Origin of the sequence: Frigoribacterium sp. CFBP9030 (genome assembly GCF_034045195.1) — a bacterium.
Classification (GTDB): domain Bacteria; phylum Actinomycetota; class Actinomycetes; order Actinomycetales; family Microbacteriaceae; genus Frigoribacterium.
In genome coordinates, this window is the sequence record NZ_JAXCWG010000001.1 from 68,597 (window position 1) to 92,759 (window position 24,163).

Genomic DNA, 24,163 nt, shown 5'->3' on the forward strand with positions numbered 1-24,163 from the left:
CCCCGCGGGCGAGGCGACGCCGATGCACGTCCGGCACCGCGCCTCCACCGAGTCCGGCGGCAAGAAGCGCGACCTCAGCTACCCGGCGCCTCCCAATCCACTCGTCGTGCCGGTGTACGACAACCACACGCATCTCGAGATCGCCGACGGCCAGGGCGAGCCCGGGGCCGGCGGCGGCCCCCTCGACTACCGGGAGCACCTCGACCGTGCGTCGGCGGTCGGCATCCGCGGTGTCGTGCAGGTCGGCACCGACGTCGAGACCTCACGATGGTCGGCCGAGATCGCGGCCCGAGAGCCGCGCGTGCTCGCCGCGGTCGCCCTGCACCCGAACGAGGCCCCGCGCCTCGCCGCCGAGGGGGCCCTCGACGAGGCGCTGGCCGTCATCGACGAGCTCGCCGCGCGACCCCGGGTCCGTGCCATCGGCGAGACCGGGCTCGACTTCTTCCGCACCGGGCCCGAGGGCCGGGCCGCGCAGCTCGACTCGTTCCGAGCGCACATCGAGATCGCCAAGCGGCACGGTCTCGCCCTGCAGATCCACGACCGCGACGCGCACGACGACGTCGTCGACCTGCTGCTCGAGGTGGGCGCCCCCGAGCGCACGGTCTTCCACTGCTTCAGCGGCGGAACCGAGCTCGCGAGCATCCTCACCGAGAACGGCTGGTACGCGTCGTTCTCCGGCACCGTGACCTTCTCGAACGCGCAGCCGCTCCGCGACGCGCTCGTCCAGCTGCCGCGTCACCTGCTGCTGGTCGAGACCGACGCGCCCTATCTCACCCCGGTGCCCTATCGGGGTCGTCCGAACGCGCCGTACCTGGTGCCGTTCACCCTCCGCTCGATGGCCGAGACCATCGGCACCGACGTGTCGATGCTCGCCGCGCAGATCTCGTCGAACACCGAGCTGGTCTACGGCACCTGGGACAGCGAACCGATCACGGTCGACGCCTGATGGCACGGGCGACCCTCCTGGGCCCTGCCGAGATCCGCGATCTCGCTGAGATGCTCGGCATCCAGCCGACCAAGAAGCTCGGTCAGAACTTCGTCCACGACGCCAACACCGTCCGGCGCATCGTCACCGCGTCGGGCGTCTCGGCCGGCACGTCGGTCGTCGAGATCGGCCCCGGTCTCGGCTCGCTCACCCTCGGTCTGCTCGAGGCGGGCAGCTCGGTCGTCGCGGTCGAGATCGACAAGCGTCTCGCCGCCCAGCTGCCGCAGACCGTCGGCATGCTGCAACCGGCCGCCGACCTCACCGTCATCGTCGACGACGCCATGCGGGTCACGACCCTGCCGGTCGCACCGACCCACCTCGTCGCGAACCTGCCCTACAACATCAGCGTGCCGGTGCTGCTGCACTTCCTCGAGCACTTCGACAGCCTGCAGCACGGTCTCGTCATGGTGCAGTCCGAGGTCGGTCTGCGCCTGGCCGCCGAGCCCGGCTCGAAGATCTACGGCTCGCCGAGCATCAAGGCCGCCTGGTACGGCGAGTTCCGGGCAGCGGGGCAGGTGAGCCGGCAGGTGTTCTGGCCCGTGCCCAACGTCGACAGCATCCTGGTCGCGTTCGACCGGCGCGCCGCCCGTGGCTCCGAGACCGAGCGCCTCGCGGTGTTCGCGCTCGTCGACGCGGCCTTCCAGCAGCGCCGCAAGATGATGCGGCAGTCGCTGTCGTCCCTCTACGGGTCGTCGGCCGCGGCGACCGAGACCCTCGAGCGGGCCGGCATCGCGCCGACCATCCGCGGCGAGCAGCTCACCGTCGACGACTTCCTGGCCATCGCCCGGGCGAGCGACGTCGACCTGCTGGCCACGTCGCGGGTCGCCGCCGCCGACTGATCCCATGACGCGTCGCACCGACCCGCCGGCACGACCCGGGCGGTCGGCGCCGTCGGGGCGGTCCGCACGACCAGGGCGACCGGCGCGATCCGGCCGACCCGCGCCTCCTGCAGGGGCCGACCGGTCCGCCGAGATCAGCGACGCGCGACTCGGCTCGGGCACGGGGCGCAGTGCGGCCGACTGGTTCGCCCTGCTCGACCGGGCCGATGCGGCGCGACTGTCGCACGAGCGCATCGCGCGCCTCCTGATCGACGACCACGAGGTCGCGCCGTGGTGGGCGCAGGTGATCACGGTCCGCTACGAGCAGGGGCGCGGGCTGCCGTCGCCCGGGCTGCAGCCCGACGGCTCGTACGCGGTCGCGATCGGGCGGAGCCTCCGCGGCGAGCCCCTCGAGCTGCTCGAGCTGCTGGTCGATCGGCTCGCCGGCTACGTCGAGGGCGTGCAGGCGACGGTCGTGCGCTCCGCGACCCGGCCGAGCGCCGAGTGGACGCTGTCGAACGGCGACGTGCTCACCGTGGCGGTGTCGCCGTCGACCGGCGGCAAGTGCTCGGTGGCCGTCACGCAGGCCCGTCTGCGGCTGCCTGAACGCGTGCAGCCCGTCCGCGAGGGTCTGGCCCGGGCGCTCGGCGTCATGGTCGATCGCCAGAACTGACTAGGTTGGTGTCATGACGACCGAGGCCGCTCCGACCGTGGTCCACACGCGGGCCCCCGGCAAGATCAACGTGTTCCTCGCCGTCGGCGATCTGCAAGACGACGGGTACCACGAACTCGCCACCGCCTACCAGGCCGTGTCGCTCTACGAAGACGTCCGGGCGCGTCGCGCCGACACCTTCTCGGTGACCGTCACGGGCGGCCCCGCGGTCGACGTGACGGGGGTGCCGACCGACGGCAGCAACCTCGCGATCCGCGCCGCGCGACTCCTCGCCGCCACCACCGGCTACCGCGGCGGCGTCGATCTGCGCATCGACAAGAACGTCCCCGTCGCCGGCGGCATGGGCGGCGGGTCGGCCGACGCGGCCGCGACGCTCCTCGCCTGCGACACGCTCTGGGGCACCGGCGTCGGCCGAGACGACCTGCTGCACCTCGCTGCCGAGCTCGGCGCCGACGTGCCCTTCGCGTTCGCCGGCGGCACGGCCATCGGCACCGGTCGCGGCGACGAGCTCAGCCCGGCCCTGGCCAAGGGCACCTTCCAGTGGGTGCTCGCCCTCGCCGACTTCGGGCTCTCGACGCCGACGGTCTACCGCGAGCTCGACGAGCACCGCAAGCGGCACTCGGGCGACATCTCGCCCGTCCGCCGCCCGGTCGTCGACGCCGGGGTGCTGCAGGCGCTCCGGGCGGGCGACGCCGGCATGCTCGCCGAGTCGATGCACAACGATCTGCAGGCCCCGGCCCTGCACCTCGAGCCCGGTCTGGCCGAGGTGCTCGAGCTCGGCGAGGGCAACGGGGCGCTGGCGGGTCTCGTGTCGGGCTCGGGCCCGACCGTGGCGTTCCTCGCCCCCGACCTCGACGGCGCCCTCGAACTGCAGCTCGCCCTCACCTCGGCGCGACTCTCGGTCGTCCGCGCGACGGGGCCGGTGCACGGCGCCCGGGTGGTCTCCGACTAGACGCCGCCCGCGTCAGCGCTCGTAGCGCAGCACGTTCGTGCGCGTCAGGTTCCACTCCTGGTCGAGTCGGAACCCCTTCGACGCCAGCTGCTCGGTGACGCGGGGCCGCCAGTCCTGGCGGTCGCTCGTGATCAGCCAGACGACGTCGAGGTCGTCGGTGCGGTCCAGCACGTCGCCGAGGGGGTGCTGGACCTCCCACAGGCCGTCGGTCTCGGCGCCCGGCGTCTCGAGGGTGAAGTCGGACATGCCGACGAACGCGTCCGGGTAGGTGTCCTGGATGATGCGCGAGGTCGCCTTCGGATGGCGCCGCACGGGTCCGAAGACGAGCCCCTCCTCGGTGCCGGCCGGCTCGTCGGCTCGCTCTCTCGCGACGAGGGCGGCGACCTGGTTCCAGGCGGAGCGGTCCTTCGCCTCGGGCTGCCGCTGCTCGACATAGGTGGGCGCGGTCAACCCGACGGCGACGAGCAGCACAAGGGCGATCACGCGCCTCCAGGGGATCGCGGCGACCGCGACGGCCATCGTCATCGCGATGGCGGGTGTGCCGAATGTCAGGTACCGGGGCGAGTAGAGGGGGCTGCCGACGAGCGAGACGACGACCAGACCGGCCGTCGGCACGATCATCCACGGCAGCACGACCTCCGCGAAGCCGCGGGCGGCGGGCACCAGCCGCAGCGACAGCACGACGATGCTCGCGCCCGCGCAGAGCAGGCCGAAGATCGCGAAGCTCTCGTTCTGGTAGAACCACTGCGTCACGAGCACCGATCGGAGCGTGCCGAACGTGGGCCGCTCGATCCAGCTGATCTGGTCGTTCTGCGAGGCGATGAACCAGGCCAGCGGCAGGCTGGCGAGCCCCGCGACGGCCGCGCCGACGAACCAGCCGAGCAGGGCGCGACGCGACGAGCGCACGGTCGGTCGCGCGCCTCCTGCGGGGTCGTGCACGACGGCGACCGCCCCGGTGCGGGCCCACTCGTCGACCCGGTCCCGCCGGAGGCGCTGGTCGTGCCGGTCGCGGAGCACCCTCACCAGCATGGTCACCGCGTGCCCGACCACGAGCAGCGCCAGGTACAGGAAGAACGCGGCCGAGACGACGGCGAGGGCGGCGTAGGCCACCCACCAGCCGACGACGGAGCGGTGCGTGCGGGCGGCTCCCGACTCGGCGGTGCGGCGGGCCGCCACGACGAGCACGAGGGTCAGCGCGACCGCGAGCATCGCCGACAGGGCGTACGAGCGGCCCTCGCCGCCCATCCAGGTGACTCGGGGCAGAAGGCAGAACAGCAGGCCGGCGACGATCGAGGTGCGCCGGTCGACGAGGATGCGCGTGAGGGCCACGGTGAGCCCCGCGGCGACGCCCGTCACGATCGCGCTCGGCACCCTCAGCGCGACGGGGGAGTACGGGAACACGTCGAACCAGAGATGCATGGCGGCGTAGTAGGCGGCGTGCACCAGGTCGACCGTCTGGATCATCGCCCAGAGCTGACCCCACGTGCGGGTCGCCGAGACGACCGTCGCGGCCTCGTCGTACCAGACCGACGGCACCCAGAGGAACGCCCCCGAGACGATCACGCCGAGCAGCCCGATCAGCACCGCGTCGGTGTGGCGGCGGTGGAGGAGGCCCCGAGGGGCGGCCGGCCGCGCCGAGGTTACAGTGGACGACGCGTGGTCCGCACGTCGTGTCTGGAGGTCTGCCATGTCGTCTCTGCCCCCTCTCGTCTCGGTGCCCGGTTCGTCGACCGGAGCGGCTGCGTCCGATTCGCTCGAGGTGTCGGACCGCTACTCGCGGAGCGTCCGACTGCCGGGGTTCGGCCTCGATGCGCAGAGCCGACTGCTGGCAGCGCGGGTGCTCGTGCTGGGAGCCGGGGGACTCGGCGCACCGGTCATCGAGTATCTCGCAGCCTCCGGTGTCGGAACGCTGGGAATCGTCGACGACGACGTCGTCGACCTGTCGAACCTACAACGTCAGGTGCTGTTCCGCCCCGACCAGGTGGGGGTGCCGAAGGCCCGTGCGGCGGCCGAGTGGGTGCGCGCGTCAGCCCCCGACGTGCGCGTCGTCGTGCACCCCGTGCGCCTCGGCGCCGACAGCGCCGCGCTGCTCGACGACTACGACCTCGTCGTCGACGGCAGCGACTCGTTCGACACCTGCTACGTCGTCGCCGACGAGGCCGCCGCGCGCGGGCTCCCCGTCGTGTGGGGCAGCGTCAACCGGTTCGACGGGCAGCTCAGCGTCTTCTGGGACGATGCGCCCGACGGTCGCGCGGTCGACTACCGCGACCTGCATCCGGCCCCTCCCGCCGCAGGCTGGGACGAGTCGTGCGCCGACGTCGGGGTCCTCGGTCCGCTCTGCGGCACCGTCGGCACGGCCATGGCCACCGAGGCGGTCAAGCTGCTCACGGGCGTGGGTGAGCCCCTGCTCGGGCGCGTGGTGACCGTCGACGCGCTCGACGCGACCTGGCGCGAGAGCAGGCTGGCACGGGCGCCGCATCGGGCCGAGACGCGGGCCACGGCGAACGGGCTGCGCCGCGCCTCCCTGGCCCCCGCGTCCGTTCCCGACTCCGCTTCGGAGGCGAGCACCGCTCCCGACTCCGCCGCTGTCGCCGTCGGCAACTCAGGCGCAGAGGCCGCTGAGCGGAGATCCGCCCGCTCAGAGGTCGCCGCACCTGAGTTGTCGACGATGCTGCAGGCGAGGGAGGCGGGCGGCGCCGACTTCACGCTGCTCGACGTGCGCGAGGTCGACGAGCACGCCTTCGCCCACATCGACGGCGACGTGCAGGCCCCCGGGTACGGCACGCGCACCCGTCAGCGACCCGAGCTGGACCGCTCGTTGCCGGTGGTCGTCTACTGCGCGCGCGGCCCCCGGGCACGCTCCGCCGCCGAGCTGCTTGCGCGCGACGGGTTCGACGTCACCGTGCTGCACGGCGGCATGCTGGGTTGGCAGCTGGCGCAGCAGGGCGCCGCCGCCGGCTGAGACGTCGGGGTCGAGAGGCGCGGAGCCGCGCCGACCCGAGGGGCGTCAGCCTCCGGCGAAGGGCGGCATGACGTCGATCACGGCGCCGTCGACGACGAGCTGCTCGCGGTCGCGCGTGGTGATCCCGTCGACCAGGAACGAGCAGCGCAGCATGACGTCGCGGAAGTCCGCCGCCGACATCCCCTCGACGGGGCGCACCTCGGTCAGCAATCGACCGATGGTGGGGCGCTCGCCGGTCGGCACCGCGATGCGCTGCTCGTCACGCCCGACGGCGGCGCGCGCCGCAGCGAAGAACCGCAGCGTCGCGGTCGTCGACCCGTCAGCCTGAACCGAGTCGCCCGCGCGTCCCGTGTCGTCGGTCAGTGTCGTCATGTCAGCCTCCGATGGCGCTCATGGTGCGGGCGGGTTGCACGAAGTCGGGGTCGTCGATGCCGTGACCCTTGGGCTTGGCCCACATTGCGGCCCGCCAGGCGTCGGCCAGGTCGTCGTCCGAGCCGCCGGCGCGCAGCAGATCGCGAAGTCCGGTCTCGCCCTCGCTGAACAGGCAGCTGCGGATCCCGCCCTCGGCCGTCATGCGGGTGCGGCGGCAGTCGGCGCAGAACGGCTCGCTGACCGAGGCGATGATGCCCACCCGGCCGTGCAGTCCGGCGTCGGCGTCGCGCCCGACCGCGTCGAACAGCTCGGCCGGGGCGCCGTCGCGCTCGACGTCGGCGGGGCGCAGGTCGAACCGGGTCGCGAGGAGCGAGTGGATGTCGCGCGAGGTCACGAAGGAGGCGCGGTCCCAGCTGCGGTCGGCGTCGAGGGGCATCTGCTCGATGAAGCGCAGCTCGTGGCCGCCGCGCAGAGACCAGGCGAGCAGCTCGGGCGCCTCGTGGTCGTTGACCCCGGGCAGCAGCACGGCGTTGATCTTGACCGGGGTGAGCCCGGCCGCGGCCGCGGCGTCGACACCGGCCAGCACCTTGTCGAGGAACGGCCTGCGCGAGACCTTCATGAACGTCTCGGCGTGCAGCGAGTCGAGCGAGACGTTGACGCGGTCGAGACCGGCGTCGGCGAGGGCCTGCGCGCGGTGGGCGAGGCCGATGGCGTTGGTGGTCAGCGACACCTCGGGTCGGGGTTCGAGGGCGGCCACGCGACGCACGATGTCGATCAGGTCGGCGCGCAGCAGCGGCTCGCCGCCGGTGAACCGCACCTGGCGGATCCCGAGGAGGCGCACCCCGATGTCGACCAGCCGCACGATCTCGTCGGCATCGAGCGCCTGTTCGCGGGGCAGGTTCGGCAGGCCGTCGGCGGGCATGCAGTACGTGCACCGCAGATTGCACTTGTCGGTCAGCGAGACGCGGAGGTCGGTGGCGCTGCGTCCGAACCGGTCGAGCAGCCAGGGCGCCGTCTCGGCGGACGGCCGGGGCACCGGGGGGAGGGTGTCACGAGCCCGACCGGGCATCGTGGGCAGTCCGAGTGAGACGGTCATCTGTCGAGGTTAAGCCCCGTCGCCGGGATCCGCGCCCAGGGAGCAGCCTCCGCACCCGACGGGCGTCGTCCGCGAGACCGTCCAGCAGCCGATCGGCGAACCCCGGTCGTGCGCGCCAGAGCGACACGAGCAGGATGACCAGCACCGCCGTGGCGAGCGACGACCGCTGCAGCGCCAGCCCCGGTTCGAACTGCCGCACGAGCAGCGCCACGGGGATCGCCAGCCACTCCCACCGGCCGGTCATGGCCACGAACGGCACGAGCAGCAGGGCGTACCAGGGGTACCGCGGGCTGACGGCGACGAGGGTGACCCCGATCATGACGAGCTGCCCGAGCCAGGGGTCGTCGGGGTCGGTCTTGAGCCAGACGAGCAGACCGGTGACGCCGACGACGAGCGCGACGACCGGTGTGGCCCAGGCGTCGGGCACCCAGGCGGACACGAGGGCGAACCGGCTGCCGTCCTCGTAGCCCTCCTCCGTGAGGTAGCCGGGCAGATAGCCGAGAACGGCAAGGCCGGTCGACACGACGTAGGGCACGTAGAGCACCGCGAAGGTGAGGACGGCGCCCACGATCACCTTGTGCGGCTGGCGGCGGAGCAGCGCCGGCGCCGCGATCACGGGGATGAGCTTGGTGGCGATGGCCGCCCCGAGGGCGATCCCGCCCCGCCATCGACGCCGCGTCGAGACGAGCAGCGACGCGGCGAGCACGAGCACCCCGCCGAGCAGATCGACGTGCGAGTTCGTGACCCCCTCGCTGTACACGAGCGGACACCAGCCCCAGAGGGCGGCCCACCGGGGGTCGAGCCCACGGCGACGGAGCGCCACGAGCAGGGCTGCGGTGGTGGCCAGCACCATGACCAGGCCGAGCACCTGCAGCGGCGCGAACTCGGCGTCGGGCCCCACGACCGCCCGCACGGCCCAGAAGTACAGCTCGGCGGTGGGCGGGTAGATCGTGGGCACGTCGGGTCGGTTGATGGCCGTGCAGACGACGTCGCCCGTCTCCGTGTCGTAGCCGCGGTGGATCTGCCGGGTCTCCTGTCCGCAGCGGAGCCCGATCGTGCCGTCGTCGCGGGTGAACTCGGCGGCGGGCGGGAAGATCCACTCGGGGCGGAGGTCGCGCAGCTCGCCGGCCTCGGGCGTGTACTCGTACGGCGATACCCCGTCCGCCTGCACGATGCCGTCCCAGGCGTAGCGCGCGGGGTCGGTGCTCGTGTTGGGCGGGCTCAGCAGCGACGCGCCGCCGACGACCGCCGCGCCGATCAGCACGAGCGCGGTGACGGCCCGCGCGGGCACGCGACGCAGCAGCACGAGGGCGACGGCGAAGAGCAGCCAGCAGATCGTCGTCCAGTAGACGAAGTCGTCTCGCGTCTCCTTCGCGACGAATCCGAGGGTCAGCAGCCCCCAACCCACGGCGACGGCCAAACCGCCGACGGCCACCGCCGCGAATAGAGTACGCACGAGACCCAGTCTGTCGGACGCCCGCCCGGGTGTCCGATGTGTCGGGCCAGACCCCGAGGCGCACCCATGAGAAGTCTTCTCTTCACCCTCCGCCTCGCGGCGACGTCGCCGACGCGGAACGCCCGGACGGCGACGGTGCTCGGGCGACTGCTCGGCATCGCCTTCCTGGTCTGCCTGCTGACCGGTCTCTACAGCCACTTCCTGCAGGAGCCCGCGGAGTGGATGCGCTTCCCGACCCGCCCGGTCTGGCTCTACCAGGTCAGCCAGGGCGTGCACATCACGGCGGGCATCGCCTGCATCCCGCTGCTGCTCGGCAAGCTGCACGCGGTGTTCCCCCAGCTGTTCCAGTACCCGCCGGTGCGGCACCCGGTGCAGGTGCTCGAGCGCGCCTCCATCGCCCTGTTCATCGCGACGTCGGTGCTGCAGCTGGTCACCGGTCTGCTGAACACGTTCCAGTACTACCCGTGGCCGTTCCCCTTCAGGCAGGTGCACTTCGCCCTGTCGTTCGTGATCATCGGGTCGCTGGCGATCCACATCGCGGTCAAGCTGCCGCTCATCACGCGCTACTGGCGGGCCCGCGACAGCTACGACGCCGACGGCGCCTTCGTCGAGCCCGCTGGCTCCCTCGACCCGGCTCGGGCCGAGTTCACGGCGACGCGCGAGCTGACGCGACGGCGGGAGGCCGAGGAGGCGCGGGTCGCCTCGTCGACCGGCACCGCGCCTCCTCGGCCCCGCGGGTTCGTCGGTCGGATCGTGCACTGGATCGACACCGCGCACGAGGGCGACCGCGATCCGCACCGCGCGCGGGTGTCGCGACGCGGCTTCTTCGGCGCCGTCGGCGTCGCGACGGGCGGAGCGGTGGTGCTCACCGCCGGTCAGTCGTTCACCGCCTTCGAGCCCTTCAACGCGTTCGCCCCCCGGCAGCGCGGCATCGGCCCGAACGACCTGCCGATCAACCGGACGGCCGCGGCGGCGCGGGTGCTCGAGAGCGCGATGGCGCCCGACTGGGCCCTGACGGTCTCGAACGGCGACCGGTCGCGCTCGTTCAGCGCCGACGACCTGACGGCCATGACGCAGGACGAGGGCGACCTGCCCATCTCGTGCGTCGAGGGCTGGAGTCAGACCGGCCGGTGGCGCGGGGTCCGCCTCGTCGACCTCATGGCGACGGTGGGTGCGCCCGCCGACCGGCGTCTCCGCTTCACGAGTCTCGAAGAGCGCGGCGGCTACCGCGTGATGCTGATGGGCTCCGAGTACGCCACCGACCCCGCGACGCTGATCGCGCTCGAGCTCAACGGCGAGCGGCTGAGCATCGACCACGGGTACCCCGCCCGGGTGATCGCCCCCGGCAGACCGGGTGTGCTGCAGACCAAATGGCTGACCACGATCGAGGTGCTGTGATGACCACCGTGAAGACCACCAGGACGGGCCGGGTCGCCGCCCCCATCGCGGGCCGCGGCGTCCGCGTCACCAGGGGCGTGCTGATCGTCGTCGGGATCGCCCTGATCGGACTCGGCGGCTACGTGCTGACCGAGACCGTCAGCCCGACGCGCTACTCGGGGCTGCTGGTCTGGCTGATCGGCTCGGTGATCGTGCACGACGCGATCATCGCGCCCGTCGTCGTCGCCGTCGGTCTCGCCGTGCGGCGGACGGGTCGCCGCGTGCCGGCCCTGGTGATCGCCCTGGTGCAGAGCGCCGTCGTGGTCGGAGTCGTCCTGTCGATGATCGTCGTCCCCGAGATCGTCGCGAAGGCGAAGGGGCCGAAGAACGACACCGTGCTCCCGTTCGACTACGCCTCGCGCCTGGGTGCCATGTGGGTCGTCATCGCGGTCGTGACGGCCCTCGCCGTGGCGATCTACCTGGTGCGGACCAGGCGGCAGAAGGTCCGCGAGTCGACCGACCAGGTCTGAGCGACCTCGAGGCCGGCCCGGCGGGCGTGACCGGGCAGGGCCGCACGACCCACCTCGGCCCAGGGGAACGTCGCACTCGTGAGACCGCGGTCGTCGACGACGTGGGCGTCGTAGAACTCGTCGGCGGAGTCGTCGTGCGCCGTCTCGACCACGACCGATCCGTTCGAGGCGATGACCTCCGAGCAGCGGGTCAGGAGGGCCGTCGGGTCGCCGCCGATGCCGATGTTGCCGTCGAGCAGCAGAGCGACGTGCCAGCCGCCCTCGCCGTCGAGCGGGTCGAAGACGGAGCCGGCCGCGACGGGCAGCCCGGCGTCGACCGCCATGGCGACGGCCGTCTCGGACACGTCGATGCCGAGGGCCTCGATGCCGAGGCCGACGGCCGCGCGGACCATGCGGGCCGGCCCGCAGCCGATGTCGAGCACCGAGCGCGCACCGGCGAGCGTCGAGAGATCGGCGGCGTCGGCGGCGGAGCTCCAGCGGGCGACGTCGAACGGTCCGTCGACGTCATCGGCGCCCGTCGACGGGGCGGGTGAACCGGATGCGACGGGTGCGTCGGCCCGGACGAGCTGCAGGCGCCCCTCGCGGCGCAGAGCGCGGGCGTAGGGCTCGGCCCCGCCCGAGCCGAAGGTCGCGACGGGGTGGGTGTTCGTGTCTGCGGTGAGTGTCACGAGAGGGGCTCCTCGGGAGTCGAGCGGGCCGGCGACGGGGTCTGGGCAGCGGCGGTGGATGAGGGGGAGGTCGAAGTCGAGGAGGCGCGGGTCGGGCCCGTCGGGGCACCACCCGGGTCGGCGAGGCGGAGGGCCGCGGCGAAGCGGCTGCGCGGCGCGGTGGCGGCGACGAGGCGGGCGTCGTCGATCGTGTCGACGTCGACGAGCTCGGGGAGGGTCCGCACGCGCAGCCCCGCCTCGGCGAGTCGCCGCAGCTGGTGGGCGCCGGTGTCGTCGCGCGACATCGGGACGCCGCGCAGCAGGTCGCCGGTGGGTCGGGCGAGACCGAGGGCCCAGAAGCCGCCGTCGTTGGCCGGGCCGAACCAGGCGTCGACGTCGTCCGTCCAGTCGGCGAAGACGGGGGTCAGCGTCTCGACGGTCACCTGCGGCGTGTCCATGCCGATCAGCACGGTCGGGCCGTCGACCTCGTCGAAGAGGGCTCCGAGCCGTGCGTCGAGGTCGCCACCGATCTGCGGGATCACATCGAACTGTTCGGAGCCGGGCGGCGTTCGGTTGCCGTCGAAGAGCAGCACCCGTCGGGTGGCGGGCAGCGCCGAGGCGACCGCGAGGGTGTCCTGGATGGCGGCCGCGGCGACGTCGGCGGCCTGCTCGAGGCTCAGGGGCGGGTGGAGGCGCGTCTTGACGCGACCGGGGATCGTCTCCTTGGCGATCACGACGATGGTGGTCATCGACCCGCCTCCCGCAGCAGTCGGGACATGTCTCTGACGGCGACGCTCGTGCCCCTGATGGTGCCCGTCACCTTGCTCCGCCCGACCCGGGGCGAGTAGGGGGTGTCCTGTTCGCGGATCCGCCAGCCGGACTCGGAGGCGCGGAGCACCATCTCGAGCGGGTAGCCGCTCCGTCGGTCCTTCAGGTCGAGGGCGAGGAGCTCGTCGCGTCGGGCGACCCGCATGGGGCCGAGGTCGTGCAGGGCGACGCCGCTGGCACGCCGCATCAGCCGCGCCAGGGCGAGATTGGCGATGCGGGCGTGCACCGGCCACGCCCCGCGGGTGGTCGGGCGACGCCGACCGAGCACGAGGTCGGCGTCGCCCGACATCACCGGCTCGGCGAGCGCGACGAGGTCGGCGGGGTCCATCGAGGCGTCGGCGTCGCAGAAGGCGACGTAGGGGGCGGTGGCCGCGACGAGACCGGCGTGGACGGCGCTGCCGAAGCCGCGCCGCGCCTCCTGCACGACCGTGGCCCCGTGCTCGGCGGCGACGCGCGCCGACCCGTCGGTGGAGCCGTTGTCGACGACGATCGCGTGCCAGCGGTCGGGGATGCGCCCCAGGACCCAGGGCAGCGCGCCCTCCTCGTCGAGACAGGGCAGCACGACGTCGACCAGCGGGACGTCGACGGGTGAGGTGCTCATCATCCCGACTGTACGGCTGACATGCCATGAAGGTGATGAGAGGGCCGCATCCTGTACATCGGCCGATCCGCTGTCATTCTGCTAGCTTCCCCGCCAGGAGGTGATCACCATGTCGACGGTGACTGTTCGCGGGCTCGATCCCGATGTGGTCTCGGGGCTCAAGGCGCTGAGCGCGAGACACGGGCGGTCGATGGAGGCCGAGGTGCGCTGGGTGCTGGGGCGGTACGTCGCCGACGCCGAGTTCCCGACGGCCGAGGTCGTGCTCGAGTTCGACGGCACCCCTGGCACCCCTGGCGCTCCCGGGGTTGCGGAGAACTGGGTCGTCGCTCTCCGCCGCCGGCGCGCTGAGAACGATGCGCTCCTCGACGACGACTTCATCGAGATCCTCGAACGCAACCGTCGTGAGCAGATTCCAGCGAAGATCGTCGACTTCGAGTGATCGTCGTCGACACCAACGTCGTCTCTGAGCTCTCACGAGTCCGACCGGCTCCCGAAGTCCTGTCCTGGTACGCCGAGCAGCGAGCAGGCGACCTCTTCCTGAGCGTGGTCTCCGCATCCGAGATGCTCGCCGGTGTCCTCTGCATGACGCCTGGCGCTCGGCGTGATGTCGTCGAGAGAGGGGTCGTCGATGCTCTCGAGACGCAGTTCGCGGGTCGCGTCCTCGCCTTCGGCGCAGCGACCGCCCTCGAATACGCGGGGGTCGTGTGTCTCCGGACGCGTCTCGGTCGCCCGGTCGCGACGGCGGACGCCATGATCGCGGCGACGGCGCTCGCGACCGGTGCGAGCCTCGCGACCCGCAACGTCCGCGACTTCGAGGGGGTCGGGCTCGAGGTCATCGACCCCTGGTCGGCGTGATGCAGGGGCGAGCAGGTCGAGGCGACCGAGCGCGGGGGCGGGCCGTCGCCGACGACCCGACCCGCGCCTCCTGCCCTCCGGTCTAGTTCGTGACCGCGGCGCGCAGGGGTGCGGTGGCAAACTCCCGCATGCCCTCGTCGAAGCTGACGGCGGGCTCCCAGCGCAGTTCGTCGCGCAGCCGGGCCGACGACGCCGTCACGTGCCGCACGTCGCCGGCGCGGTACTCGCCGGTGACGACGGGCTCGGGCCCGCCGGCCTCGCGGGCGAGCGCCGAGGCCATCTCGCCGATGGTGTGCACGACGCCGCTGCCGACGTTGAACGCCCTGAACGTCTCGGGCTCCTGCTCGGCCGTCCAGTCGAGAGCCGCGAGGTTGGCCGACGCGATGTCGCGGACGTGCACGAAGTCGCGGCGCTGGGCGCCGTCCTCGAACACGCGGGGGGCCTCGCCGCGCTGCAGCGCCGAGCGGAACAGCGACGCGACTCCGGCATAGGGGGTGTTCTGCGGCATCCCCGGCCCGTAGACGTTGTGGTAGCGCAGGGCCGCCGCGCGGCCCCCGGTGCTCCGCGCCCACGAGGTCGCCAGGTGCTCCTGCGTCAGCTTCGTGATGGCGTAGACGTTGCGCGGGTCGAGCGGGGCGTCCTCCGCGATGAGCTGCGGCTCGAGCAGGTCGCCGGCCTCGTCGCGCGGGTCGAAGACGCCGGCGTCGAGGTCGGCGATGCGACGAGGCGCCGGGCGCTCGGTGGCGCCGGCCGAGGTGCGGTAGCTGCCCTCGCCGTAGACGACCATCGACGAGGCGACGACGAGTCGGTCGATCCCCGCACGATCGAGGGCGGCCAGGACGACGGCGGTGCCGAGCTCGTTCGACGAGACGTAGTCGGGGGCGTCCTGGAAGTCGACGCCGAGCCCGACCTTGGCCGCCTGGTGGCAGACCGCGTCGACGCCCTCGAGCGCCCGGTCGACCACGTCGGCGTCGCGCACGTCGCCGAGCACGAACTCGACCCGCGGGTCGAACTCGGGCTCGCCGCCGTGCACGTCCGAGCGCAGCGAGTCGAGCACGCGCACCGTCCAGCCGCGATCGAGGGCCTGGGCGACGACGGCCGAGCCGATGAACCCGGCGCCGCCCGTCACGAGCAGCCGCCCGAGGGGGCCCGGGTCGGTCGAGGCGCCGCGGGCGTCGGTCACAGCGCGGCCCGGCGCGACTGCACGGGGCGGGCGAGCACGGCGGCGACCGCCTCGGCGGGAATCAGCTCGCGCGGCTCGTAGTCGCTCGGCAGCCCGGCGACGATCGACTCGATGGCGGCGACGATGCGCGGCTGGGCGGCGGCGAGGCGCTCCATGACGAGCTGGTGGCTGACGGCGTCGTCGTCGTCACCCTCCTCCGGCGAGATGCCGGCGTCGCTGTCGGTGACGAACGAGATGTTGACGGCGCCCATGCCGAGCTCGAGGGTCAACGGCACCTCGGGGTACATCGTCATGTTGATCGTGTGCGCGCCGGCGGCTCGGAACCAGAGCGACTCGGCCCGGGTCGAGAACCGCGGGCCCTGGATGACGACGCAGGTGCCCGTCGCGGCGAACGGCTCGCCCTGCTGCTCGAGCGCCGACACGGCGGCCGCCCGCAGCACCGGGTCGAACGGGTCGGCGGCCATCAGGTGCTGCACCGAGCCCTCGACGTCGTAGAACGTGTCGGGGCGGCCCCAGGTGCGGTCGATGAACTGGTCGGTCACGACCATCGTGCCCGGCGGGTACTCCGGGCTGACCCCGCCGACGGCCGACGACGACACGACGGCCTTGGCGCCCAGCGACGCGAGCGCCCAGACGTTCGCCCGGAAGTCGATGCGGTGCGGCGGCACGGAGTGCCCCTTGCCGTGACGGGTCAGGAACGCGACGCGCTTGCCGCCGAGCTCGCCGATCGAGACCTCGCTCGAGGTCGGGCCGTACGGCGTCGCGACGACATGGCTGGTCGCCGTGCCCGGCGCGAAGAGCGAGTAGAGGCCGGAGCCGCCGATGACGGCGACGTCGACGCGGGGCGGGGACGAGGAGGCGGGGGTGGTGTCGGTCACCCCCGCTACGCTACTGGCGACAGCCGAGAGGATCCGCGTGCGCACGATCGAACAGCACCAGAACGACGTGGCCGAGCTGGTCGGGGCCGCCCTGGCGGCACGGCCGCACGAGGGTCTGCGGGTCGATCCGGCGCTCCTCGCGGCCCAGCCCGAGCGGTACCGGAGGCGCGAGGTCGCCGTCGACGTCGTCGCACCGATCGACCTGCCTCCGTTCGCCAACTCCCAGATGGACGGCTTCGCCGTCTCGTCACCCGATCTGACCGACGACCGGGCGACGTCGCTCGTCGTCGTCGACCGCATCCCCGCGGGTCGCGTCGGTCCGGCGCTCCGACCCGGCACGGCGGCGCCGATCATGACCGGTGCGGCGGTGCCCGACGGCGCCGACGCGGTGGTGCCCGTCGAGCAGGTCGATCCACCGCTGTTCCCCGCCGAGGGCGCCGACAGTCGCGTCTCGATCACGGGGCCCGTCGCCTCCGGCACGTTCGTCCGCGACGCGGGCTCCGACGTGCGGGCCGGCAGCGTGCTGCTCGGCGCCGGCACGATCCTCACCCCGGCCCGCTGGGGGGTGCTGGCCGCGGCGGGCGTGCGCGAGGTCGTCGTCCGACGCCGCCCGCGCCTCCTGCTGGTCTCGACGGGCGAAGAGCTCGCGGCACCCGGCGCCGACCTCGGCCCCGGTGCGATCCACGACGCGAACGGCACGGCGCTCGCCGCGGCCCTGGCCGAGGTCGGCGTCGACGTCGTGACCGAGCGCGTGACCGACGACGCGGCCACCCTGCTGGCGGTCGTCGCCCGGCACGGCGCCGACGTCGATCTCGTGCTCACGACCGGCGGCGTCAGCGCCGGTGCCTACGAGGTGGTGCGCGACGCCTTCGAGGCCTCGGGCGTCGTCTTCGGCTCCGTGGCCATGCAGCCCGGCGGCCCGCAGGGTCACGGCACGCTCACCGTCGGCCACCGGGCCCTGCCGATCGTCTGCTTCCCGGGCAACCCGGTCAGCGCCCTCGTCTCGTTCGAGGTGTTCCTCCGCCCTCTGCTGCAGACCGCGACCGGTGTCGGGAGGCCGCGTGCGCAGCGGGCCGCGCCCATGGCCGAGTCCGCCGACTCTCCCGTCGGCAAGCACCAGCTCCGCCGCGGCCGCCTCGACGTCGACGGTCGCGTGGCCCTCGTCGGCGGCCCCGGCTCGCACCTCCTGTCGAACCACGCGGCGGCCACCGTGCTGGCGCACGTGCCCGTCGGCGTCGACCGGGTCGAGGAGGGCGACGAGGTCGTAGTGTGGGCGCTCGATGACTGATCGCGAACCGCCCGCCGACACCGCGCCTCCCGGGCTCACCCACGTCCGTGACGACGGGACGGCGCACATGGTCGATGTCACCGGCAAGAGCGAGACGTCCCGCGTGGCGACCGCCCAGGCGCGGCTGACCACCCGCGGCGACGTCGTCGCCCGCCTCGTCGAGGGCACCCTGCCGAAGGGCGAGGCGCTCGGCACGGCCCGCATCGCCGGCATCATGGCGGCCAAGCGGACCTCGTCTCTCATCCCGCTCTGCCACCCGCTGCCCATCGGGTCGGTGACCGTCGACTTCGAACCCAGCGACACCGACGTCGTGGTGCTCGCACGGGTCAAGACCCACGGCAAGACGGGTGTGGAGATGGAGGCGCTGACCGCCGCCTCCATCGCCGCCCTGACCCTCTACGACATGATCAAGGCCGTCGACCCGCTCGCCGAGATCCACGACGTCAAGGTGCTGGCGAAGCAGGGCGGCAAATCGGGGGACTGGGCGCGATGACCACCCTCCCCGTCCGCCGGGCCGTCGTCATCGTCGCCTCGACCCGTGCCGCGGCGGGCCGCGCCGACGACCTCACCGGCCCCGTCATCCGCGAGTGGTTCGAGGCGCGTCGCTACGACGTGCCCGCCCCGGTCGTCGTCGCCGACGGCGAGGCCGTGGGTCGCGCGCTCGCCGAGGCGCTCGCGACCTCGCCGGACGTGATCGTCACGACCGGCGGCACCGGCGTCTCGCCGACCGACGCCACCCCCGAGCAGACCCGGCCGCTGCTCGACAGAGAGCTGCCGGGCGTCGCCGAGGAGCTGCGTCGTCGCGGCGTCGCGGCGACCCCCACCGCCGTGCTCTCGCGGGGCGTCGCGGGTGTCGCCGGTCGCACGTTCGTCGTCAACCTGCCGGGGTCGCGCGGGGGAGTCCGCGACGGGCTCGAGATGCTCGGCGACATCGTCGACCACGTGGTCGACCAGCTGGATGGAGGGTCGCATGACTGACGCCGCGGCGGCCGACGCCGCCGGCCCCGCCCCCGCATCGGCCGACGATCGCGTGCTGTTCGCCCGCGTCGTCGACGAGGCCCTCTCGGTCGCCGGCTGCTCCGCGCTCGTGGCGAGCCGTGCCTCCGGGGCCGTCGTGACCTTCGAGGGCGTCGTCCGCGATCACGACGACGGGCGCGGGGTGACCGCGTTGCACTACGAGGCGCATCCGAACGCGACCGAGGTGATCCGCGAGGTCGCCCTCTCGATCGCGACCGCGCACCCCGAGGTGCGGGTGGCCGTCGAGCACCGCTACGGCGACCTCTCGATCGGCGACGTGGCGCTGGCCTGCGCGGTCTCGTCGGCCCATCGAGCCGAGGCGTTCGCAGCCTGCGCGGCCCTCGTCGACGAGGTCAAGGCGCGCACCCCGATCTGGAAGCGGCAGGAGTTCGCCGACGGCTCCGACGAGTGGACCGCGTCGCTCGGCTGACCGCCGCCCGCCCGTGCCCGTCGGAGCGTCCGGCTGGGCCGACTACGCTTCTCGGGTGGCACATCTACTCGGCGCAGAAAACCTCCGTCTCGAATTCCCGACCAAGGTCGTCCTCGACGGGGTGACCCTCGGCATCGACGAGGGCTCCCGCATCGGCGTCGTCGGCCGCAACGGCGACGGCAAGTCGACCCTCATGTCGGTGCTGGCCGGTCGCCTGCAGCCCGACGACGGTCGCGTGACGACGCGTCGCGGTCTCACCATCGGCATGCTCGACCAGCGCGACGTGCTGCCCACGGGCGCCACGGTCGGCAGTCTCATCGTGGGCGACCGCGACGAGCACGAATGGGCCGGCGACGCGCGCATCCGCGACGTCATCTCGGGTCTCGCCACCGACATCCCGTGGGAGGCCGCGGTCGAAGACCTCTCCGGTGGCCAGCGCCGCCGCGTGGCCCTGGCGACCCTGCTGGTCGGCGACTGGGACGTCCTCTTCCTCGACGAGCCCACCAACCACCTCGACGTCGAGGGCGTCGCCTGGCTGGCGCAGCACCTCAAGCGCCGCTGGTCGGCCAACTCGGGCGCGCTCGTCGTCGTGACCCACGACCGGTGGTTCCTCGACGAGGTCTCGACCGACACCTGGGAGGTGCACGACGGCATCGTCGAGCCCTTCGAGGGCGGCTACGCGGCCTACGTGCTGCAGCGCGTCGAGCGCGACCGCATGGCCTCGGCGTCCGAGTCGAAGCGCCAGAACCTGATGCGCAAAGAGCTCGCCTGGCTGCGCCGCGGCGCCCCCGCCCGGTCGACCAAGCCGAAGTTCCGCATCGACGCCGCCAACGAGCTGATCGCCGACGAGCCGCCCGTGCGCGACGCCGTGCAGCTGTCGCAGATGGCGACCGCGCGGCTCGGCAAAGACGTCGTCGACCTCGTCGAGGTCGGCGTCTCGTTCGGCGACAAGCGGGTGCTGCAGGGCGTCGAGTGGCGCATCGCCCCCGGCGAGCGCACCGGCGTGCTCGGGGTCAACGGCGCCGGCAAGTCGACGCTGCTCAAGGTCGTCACCGGCGTCATCGCCCCCACCGAGGGTCGGGTCAAGCAGGGCAAGACCGTCAAGTTCGCGATCCTCGACCAGCAGCTCGCCGATCTGCACGAGGTCGCCCACGAGCGCGTGAACGACGTCATCGGCCGGCAGCGCACCTCGTACGTCACCGCCGGCAAGGAGATGACGCCGGGTCAGCTGCTCGAGCGCCTCGGCTTCACGAGCGCTCAGCTGCAGACCCCGATCAAAGACCTGTCGGGCGGTCAGAAGCGCCGCCTGCAGTTCCTGCTCATCCTGCTGAACGAGCCGAACGTGCTCATCCTCGACGAGCCCACAAACGACCTCGACACCGACATGCTCGCCGCGATGGAGGACCTCCTCGACGGCTGGCCGGGCACCCTGCTGGTCGTATCGCACGACCGGTACCTGCTCGAGCGGGTCACCGATCAGCAGTACGCGGTGCTCGACGGGCGCTTCCGGCACCTGCCGGGCGGTGTCGACCAGTACCTGCAGCTGCGCAAGCAGGCGACGGACAGCCAAGGAGGCGCGACCGACCGACCGACGGCCGTCCAGGGGGCCTCGGCATCCGTCGCAGCCTCCGCCGCCGCCTCGGGTCTCTCGGGCGCCGAGAAGCGCAACGCCGAGAAGGAGCTCGGGTCGATCGACCGCAAGATGGCGAAGGCCGCGACCGAGCGCGAGTCGCTGCTCGCGCAGTTCTCGACGTTCGACCAGTCCGACTTCGACGGCCTGGCGGCGCTGCAGGCCAAGCTCACGGCGCTCGACCACAAGACGGCCGAGCTCGAGGTGCGCTGGCTCGAGCTGAGCGAGCTGCTGGCCTGAGAGCTGGGGCCCTCGGGCCCGGGCCTGGGGCCCGGCCCTCGGGAAGCCCGGTCGATGAGTCATGACACGCCGCGCCTCCTCGGCTCCTGACGGCGTGTTGTGACCCCTCGACGGGCGGCTACCCGCCCAGGGTCAGGCTGAGGGTGCGCAGCAGGTCGGTGAGGCGGCTGCGGTCGTCGGCGTCGAGGTCGCTCAGCAGGGCGTCCTCCTCGGCGAGGAGGCGCTCGATCGCGGCGTCGACGGCGCTGCGGCCGGCTGTGGTCATCGTGACGAGGATGCCTCGGCCGTCGTTCGGGTCGGTGCGGCGTTCGACGAGACCGCGGTCGACCAGGCGGTGGATGCGGTTGGTCATCGCACCGCTCGAGACGAGCGTCTGCTGGAGGAGCGTCTTCGGGCTCAGCTGGTACGGGGCCCCGGCGCGGCGGAGGGCCGAGAGCACGTCGAACTCCCACGACTCGAGGTCGCTGGCCTGGAAGGCCTCGCGGCGGGCGCGGTCGAGGTGCTTCGAGAGGCGGGCGACGCGCGAGAGCACGTGGAGCGGCGCGAAGTCGAGGTCGGGTCGCTCGTGGCGCCACGCCTCGACGATCCGGTCGACCTCGTCATGCTCGGGCATCCGACCATTATGTCGACCGGTGCCGTGCGCGCCGTCTGGCAGAATGAGCGGGCGCATGAGCGCGGTCCGCCATGGTGTAACGGCAGCACGACAGCCTTTGGAGCTGTTAGGTCCAGGTTCGAATCCTGGTGGCGGAGCCAGGGGTGTTCCCGCGAACCAAGACTGACTAGTCTCTTTCCGTGCGCAGTCGCGCGCTCATCGGGGGGATGACATGACGACCATCGAATTCGACGCCGGTGCGGCTGAGCGCTTGGCGAAGGCCGCCGACGGAGCAGCCGACACGCTGCGGGGGCAGGCAGGCTCTCGACGTACGGCTGCGGACGAGGCCGCCGAAGACTTCAAGGGCGCGTACGCGGCACGATTCACGGAGTCGGCCATCGCCGAGGCGGCGGACCGGCCCAAGGCGGCGACGGCGCTCGAGGATCTCGCATCGCAGGTCCGCGCCGTGGCGGAGCAGGCGGCCGCCGAGAAGAAGCGACTGGCCGATCTCGACGCGTGGCAGCAGCGGGAAGACACCCGGATCGCCGAGGCGAAGGCCGCCGCCGAGTCCGACGAGCTGGTCGTGCCCTGGCTGCTGACGCCGGGGTCCGGAGCCCCGGCGTTGTTCGATCCGAAACCGTCCGAGGTGGCCATCAAGCCCGTGCCGATCGACGCGACCTTCTCGGCGCAGGGGCGTCCGCGGACCGGTCTCGGCACGGGCGACGGTCGCAGCTCGGCCGATCCAGCGGCCCTCCATGGCTTCGCCACGACGACCCGCGGCCTCGACACCGGCGCGTCCGACTCCGTCACGGGCGTCGAGAACGCGTGGGTGGCCTTCGTCAGCGCCTGCGCGTGGGCCGAGATCGGAACGGTCACCGTCTTCGACGGGATCCGCCGGCTGCTCGAAGAGAACGCGGCCGATGCCGCCTGGCTCGACAGCATCGCCGACGCGTTCGAGCGGGCCGGCGGAACGGGCGAGCTCTCGGACGCGACGCTCGACCTCGCGGTGGCGGACGCCGTGCCGGCACCGTTCACCAAGCTGTTCGACGACTCGCTGACGCCGTCCGAGGTCGCGGAGCTGTGGGCCACGATGGGCTACACGGCCGCCGACCGGCGAGAGCTGGCCGCCCTGCCGACCTCGGCCCTCAGCGAGCTCGGCAACCTCGAGGGCATCCCCTACTGGGTTCGGAGCACCGCCAACGTCGCGGTCCTCGACCAGCGCATCGCCGAGGCGAACGACTTCTTCGACAACATGGGTCTGCCCGCCTACCAGAACGCCCCCGACCGAGCTCAGAACGCCCGCAACATCATCGCCCTCGAGAACATCAAGGCGTCTCTGGTGCAGGGTGAGGAGCTCGGGGCACGGACCCTCATCTCGCTCACCTCCGACGAGCCTCCTCTCGCCGCCGTCGCCATCGGAGATCTCGACACCGCCACGAACGTCACGTGGGCGGTTCCCGGCATGGGGTCGAGCACTCGAAAGATGACCGACTGGACCGATGCCTCACAGAGCGTCTACGACGAGCAGGGCCGCGTCCACGGCGACGAGGACCGCGCCGTGATCGCCTGGATGGGCTACGACTCGCCTCCGCAGCCCGGTGTGTTCGACTGGGACATCGGCGTCCTCGGTACGGGTGCGGCCCGAGACGGGGGCGACAGGCTGGCCGCGTCCATCGAGGGCATGGACGCGGCTCGAGGGGACGACGGACCGACCACGAACGTGCTGGCGCACTCGTACGGCACGACGACCGCCGCCTTCGCGCTGACGAAGCAGGGCGTCGAAGTCGACACCTTCACCACGATCGCCTCGGCGGGACTGCCCGATGCCGTCGACACCGCCGAGAAGATCAACGCCGGCGAGGTCTTCGCCGGCCAGGCGGAGAACGCCACACCCTTCATCGGCGGTGCCGGCGACCAGTGGGCGCAGTTCGGTCGTGACCACAGCTACGATCACCACCAGGATCCGACGGCCGCGGGTTTCGGTGCGACGACGTTCAGCGCCGACGGTTCGGGCCCTCTCGTCGCCGTCGACAATCACGCTGTCCACACGGACGGCGACACGGGCTATCTCGACAAGGGGACGGAATCCCTCCGAAACGTGGCCTACGCCACCACGGGTCAAGGCGACAGGGTCACCGGGTGACCCGCGCTCGCGAACCGAGAACCGTGACGTCGGCCCAGACGCCGACGGCCACCGAGAAGAGAGGGCACCGCGTCATGCCGGACCCCGCACGAAGAAGCCGTCGGGCCTTGGGCTCGTCGATCGTCCTCACGACGATGCTCCTGGTCTCAGGATGCGCAGCCGCAGATACAGGAGGAACGATCATGGATACGGACCAGGCGAAGGATGAGGTGGTCACCGTCGTCGACGACACGACCGCGGCGATCGGCGGCGAGTGGGAGGTCTACAGCGGCCCCGCCGTGCGGGCGTGCACGCAGGAGTCCGGGGGAGACGGCGCCGCGTACTCGTACATCACGACGCAGGCCGCCGCTCCGGGTGATCCGACCGCTCACATCGACGCCGTCGAGAAGCTCTGGAACGACCAGGGCATCACGACCGAGCGCTATCAGAGCGGCGGCGACGATCCCATCCTCGGTATCCGGGGTTCCGGCGGTCCGACGACGTCCATCGACTTCCTCGCCGACGAGCGCGGCTACAGCGTCGACGCCCTGTCCCCCTGCGCGGACGGCGACCCGGTCGAGCTCAAGGAGCAGGGCGAGTAGCCGCGCGCACCGGGTCCATCCGAGACGAG

Annotated in this window: 26 protein-coding genes and 1 tRNA gene; 17 read left to right on the plus strand and 10 right to left on the minus strand. The window is 72.6% G+C overall.

Features of this window, described 5'->3' with window-relative positions:
• Nucleotides 1-22: 22 nt before the first annotated feature.
• Genes SOM13_RS00295 through SOM13_RS00310 form a run of 4 tightly spaced genes read left to right on the plus strand, consistent with a single transcriptional unit; the run spans nt 23 to nt 3,428 of the window.
• Complete coding sequence (locus SOM13_RS00295) at nt 23-946, plus strand: TatD family hydrolase (RefSeq protein ID WP_320478787.1); 924 nt, start codon at nt 23-25, stop codon at nt 944-946.
• Complete coding sequence (rsmA, locus tag SOM13_RS00300) at nt 946-1,824, plus strand: 16S rRNA (adenine(1518)-N(6)/adenine(1519)-N(6))-dimethyltransferase RsmA (RefSeq protein WP_320478582.1); 879 nt, start codon at nt 946-948, stop codon at nt 1,822-1,824. The genes SOM13_RS00295 and rsmA overlap by 1 nt, the downstream gene beginning before the upstream one ends.
• 4 nt (nt 1,825-1,828) lie before the next feature.
• The gene (locus SOM13_RS00305) at nt 1,829-2,476 is read left to right on the plus strand and encodes a hypothetical protein (RefSeq protein ID WP_320478583.1); all 648 of its coding nucleotides are present in this window, start codon (nt 1,829-1,831) and stop codon (nt 2,474-2,476) included.
• 13 nt (nt 2,477-2,489) lie between these two features.
• Nucleotides 2,490-3,428 (plus strand): 4-(cytidine 5'-diphospho)-2-C-methyl-D-erythritol kinase, encoded by a 939-nt coding sequence (locus SOM13_RS00310; protein WP_192059526.1) that lies wholly within the window; start codon nt 2,490-2,492, stop codon nt 3,426-3,428.
• Nucleotides 3,429-3,440: 12 nt separating this feature from the next.
• Here the strand turns inward: SOM13_RS00310 and SOM13_RS00315 are convergent, their stop codons facing one another.
• The gene (locus SOM13_RS00315) at nt 3,441-5,117 is read right to left on the minus strand and encodes a hypothetical protein (RefSeq protein ID WP_320478584.1); all 1,677 of its coding nucleotides are present in this window, start codon (nt 5,115-5,117) and stop codon (nt 3,441-3,443) included.
• On the opposite strand from SOM13_RS00315, the gene SOM13_RS00320 reads away from it, so the two are divergent.
• The gene (locus SOM13_RS00320) at nt 5,116-6,390 is read left to right on the plus strand and encodes a ThiF family adenylyltransferase (protein ID WP_320478585.1); all 1,275 of its coding nucleotides are present in this window, start codon (nt 5,116-5,118) and stop codon (nt 6,388-6,390) included. The genes SOM13_RS00315 and SOM13_RS00320 overlap by 2 nt on opposite strands.
• Nucleotides 6,391-6,435: 45 nt before the next feature.
• Here SOM13_RS00320 and SOM13_RS00325 read toward each other — a convergent pair whose 3' ends face one another.
• The 3 genes from SOM13_RS00325 to SOM13_RS00335 are packed head-to-tail and all read right to left on the minus strand — an operon-like array spanning nt 6,436 to nt 9,314.
• A complete protein-coding gene (locus SOM13_RS00325) occupies nt 6,436-6,762 on the minus strand; it encodes a MoaD/ThiS family protein (RefSeq protein WP_320478586.1) in 327 nt (108 codons plus the stop codon).
• Nucleotide 6,763: 1 nt separating this feature from the next.
• Nucleotides 6,764-7,858, minus strand: a complete 1,095-nt coding sequence (gene moaA, locus SOM13_RS00330; RefSeq protein ID WP_192059532.1) for a GTP 3',8-cyclase MoaA — start codon at nt 7,856-7,858, stop codon at nt 6,764-6,766.
• A complete protein-coding gene (locus SOM13_RS00335) occupies nt 7,812-9,314 on the minus strand; it encodes a glycosyltransferase 87 family protein (protein ID WP_243214424.1) in 1,503 nt (500 codons plus the stop codon). Before SOM13_RS00335 ends, moaA begins: the two co-directional genes overlap by 47 nt.
• A 66-nt stretch (nt 9,315-9,380) precedes the next feature.
• Here SOM13_RS00335 and SOM13_RS00340 point away from each other — a divergent pair, with 66 nt between their 5' ends.
• Both SOM13_RS00340 and SOM13_RS00345 read left to right on the plus strand, forming a co-directional pair.
• On the plus strand, nt 9,381-10,712 hold the full coding sequence (locus tag SOM13_RS00340; RefSeq protein WP_320478587.1) for a molybdopterin-dependent oxidoreductase: 1,332 nt from the start codon (nt 9,381-9,383) through the stop codon (nt 10,710-10,712).
• Nucleotides 10,712-11,221, plus strand: coding sequence for a hypothetical protein (locus tag SOM13_RS00345; RefSeq protein WP_320478588.1), 510 nt, complete (start codon nt 10,712-10,714; stop codon nt 11,219-11,221). The genes SOM13_RS00340 and SOM13_RS00345 overlap by 1 nt, the downstream gene beginning before the upstream one ends.
• Here SOM13_RS00345 and SOM13_RS00350 read toward each other — a convergent pair.
• From SOM13_RS00350 to SOM13_RS00360, 3 genes are read right to left on the minus strand one after another with little or no spacing between them, the layout of a single operon-like run.
• Nucleotides 11,167-11,889 (minus strand): class I SAM-dependent methyltransferase, encoded by a 723-nt coding sequence (locus SOM13_RS00350; RefSeq protein WP_320478589.1) that lies wholly within the window; start codon nt 11,887-11,889, stop codon nt 11,167-11,169. The two genes, SOM13_RS00345 and SOM13_RS00350, sit on opposite strands and share 55 nt — an antisense overlap.
• Nucleotides 11,886-12,617, minus strand: a complete 732-nt coding sequence (locus SOM13_RS00355) for a TIGR04282 family arsenosugar biosynthesis glycosyltransferase (RefSeq protein ID WP_320478590.1) — start codon at nt 12,615-12,617, stop codon at nt 11,886-11,888. The genes SOM13_RS00350 and SOM13_RS00355 overlap by 4 nt, the downstream gene beginning before the upstream one ends.
• Entirely contained in the window at nt 12,614-13,297 is a 684-nt protein-coding gene (locus tag SOM13_RS00360) for a glycosyltransferase family 2 protein (RefSeq protein ID WP_320478591.1), read from the minus strand. Before SOM13_RS00360 ends, SOM13_RS00355 begins: the two co-directional genes overlap by 4 nt.
• Nucleotides 13,298-13,406: 109 nt before the next feature.
• On the opposite strand from SOM13_RS00360, the gene SOM13_RS00365 reads away from it, so the two are divergent.
• Both SOM13_RS00365 and SOM13_RS00370 read left to right on the plus strand, forming a co-directional pair.
• The gene (locus tag SOM13_RS00365) at nt 13,407-13,736 is read left to right on the plus strand and encodes a FitA-like ribbon-helix-helix domain-containing protein (RefSeq protein WP_320478592.1); all 330 of its coding nucleotides are present in this window, start codon (nt 13,407-13,409) and stop codon (nt 13,734-13,736) included.
• The gene (locus SOM13_RS00370) at nt 13,733-14,152 is read left to right on the plus strand and encodes a type II toxin-antitoxin system VapC family toxin (protein WP_320478593.1); all 420 of its coding nucleotides are present in this window, start codon (nt 13,733-13,735) and stop codon (nt 14,150-14,152) included. The genes SOM13_RS00365 and SOM13_RS00370 overlap by 4 nt, the downstream gene beginning before the upstream one ends.
• Nucleotides 14,153-14,234: 82 nt before the next feature.
• Here SOM13_RS00370 and SOM13_RS00375 read toward each other — a convergent pair whose 3' ends face one another.
• Together SOM13_RS00375 and SOM13_RS00380 are read right to left on the minus strand one after the other, a co-directional pair.
• Entirely contained in the window at nt 14,235-15,335 is a 1,101-nt protein-coding gene (locus tag SOM13_RS00375; RefSeq protein WP_320477056.1) for an NAD-dependent epimerase/dehydratase family protein, read from the minus strand.
• Nucleotides 15,332-16,213, minus strand: a complete 882-nt coding sequence (locus SOM13_RS00380; RefSeq protein WP_192059550.1) for an MTAP family purine nucleoside phosphorylase — start codon at nt 16,211-16,213, stop codon at nt 15,332-15,334. Before SOM13_RS00380 ends, SOM13_RS00375 begins: the two co-directional genes overlap by 4 nt.
• Before the next feature lie 37 nt (nt 16,214-16,250).
• Here SOM13_RS00380 and glp point away from each other — a divergent pair, with 37 nt between their 5' ends.
• The 5 genes from glp to SOM13_RS00405 are packed head-to-tail and all read left to right on the plus strand — an operon-like array spanning nt 16,251 to nt 20,818.
• Nucleotides 16,251-17,501: a gephyrin-like molybdotransferase Glp gene (gene glp / locus SOM13_RS00385; RefSeq protein WP_320478594.1), complete on the plus strand. Its 1,251-nt coding sequence runs from the start codon at nt 16,251-16,253 to the stop codon at nt 17,499-17,501.
• Nucleotides 17,494-17,994 (plus strand): cyclic pyranopterin monophosphate synthase MoaC, encoded by a 501-nt coding sequence (gene moaC, locus SOM13_RS00390; protein WP_320478595.1) that lies wholly within the window; start codon nt 17,494-17,496, stop codon nt 17,992-17,994. The genes glp and moaC overlap by 8 nt, the downstream gene beginning before the upstream one ends.
• Entirely contained in the window at nt 17,991-18,479 is a 489-nt protein-coding gene (locus tag SOM13_RS00395) for a MogA/MoaB family molybdenum cofactor biosynthesis protein (protein WP_192059556.1), read from the plus strand. The genes moaC and SOM13_RS00395 overlap by 4 nt, the downstream gene beginning before the upstream one ends.
• A complete protein-coding gene (locus SOM13_RS00400) occupies nt 18,472-18,948 on the plus strand; it encodes a molybdenum cofactor biosynthesis protein MoaE (RefSeq protein WP_320478596.1) in 477 nt (158 codons plus the stop codon). Before SOM13_RS00395 ends, SOM13_RS00400 begins: the two co-directional genes overlap by 8 nt.
• A gap of 55 nt (nt 18,949-19,003) precedes the next feature.
• The gene (locus SOM13_RS00405) at nt 19,004-20,818 is read left to right on the plus strand and encodes an ABC-F family ATP-binding cassette domain-containing protein (RefSeq protein WP_192059561.1); all 1,815 of its coding nucleotides are present in this window, start codon (nt 19,004-19,006) and stop codon (nt 20,816-20,818) included.
• A gap of 118 nt (nt 20,819-20,936) precedes the next feature.
• Here the strand turns inward: SOM13_RS00405 and SOM13_RS00410 are convergent, their stop codons facing one another.
• Entirely contained in the window at nt 20,937-21,431 is a 495-nt protein-coding gene (locus SOM13_RS00410) for a MarR family winged helix-turn-helix transcriptional regulator (protein WP_192059563.1), read from the minus strand.
• 65 nt (nt 21,432-21,496) lie between these two features.
• Here SOM13_RS00410 and SOM13_RS00415 point away from each other — a divergent pair.
• The 3 genes from SOM13_RS00415 (at nt 21,497) to SOM13_RS00425 (ending at nt 24,134) form a co-directional block, all read left to right on the plus strand.
• A tRNA-Gln gene (locus SOM13_RS00415) sits at nt 21,497-21,571 on the plus strand.
• Nucleotides 21,572-21,642: 71 nt separating this feature from the next.
• A complete protein-coding gene (locus SOM13_RS00420) occupies nt 21,643-23,553 on the plus strand; it encodes an alpha/beta hydrolase (RefSeq protein ID WP_320478597.1) in 1,911 nt (636 codons plus the stop codon).
• A 182-nt stretch (nt 23,554-23,735) separates the two neighbouring features.
• Nucleotides 23,736-24,134, plus strand: coding sequence for a hypothetical protein (locus SOM13_RS00425; protein ID WP_320478598.1), 399 nt, complete (start codon nt 23,736-23,738; stop codon nt 24,132-24,134).
• Nucleotides 24,135-24,163: the final 29 nt, after the last annotated feature.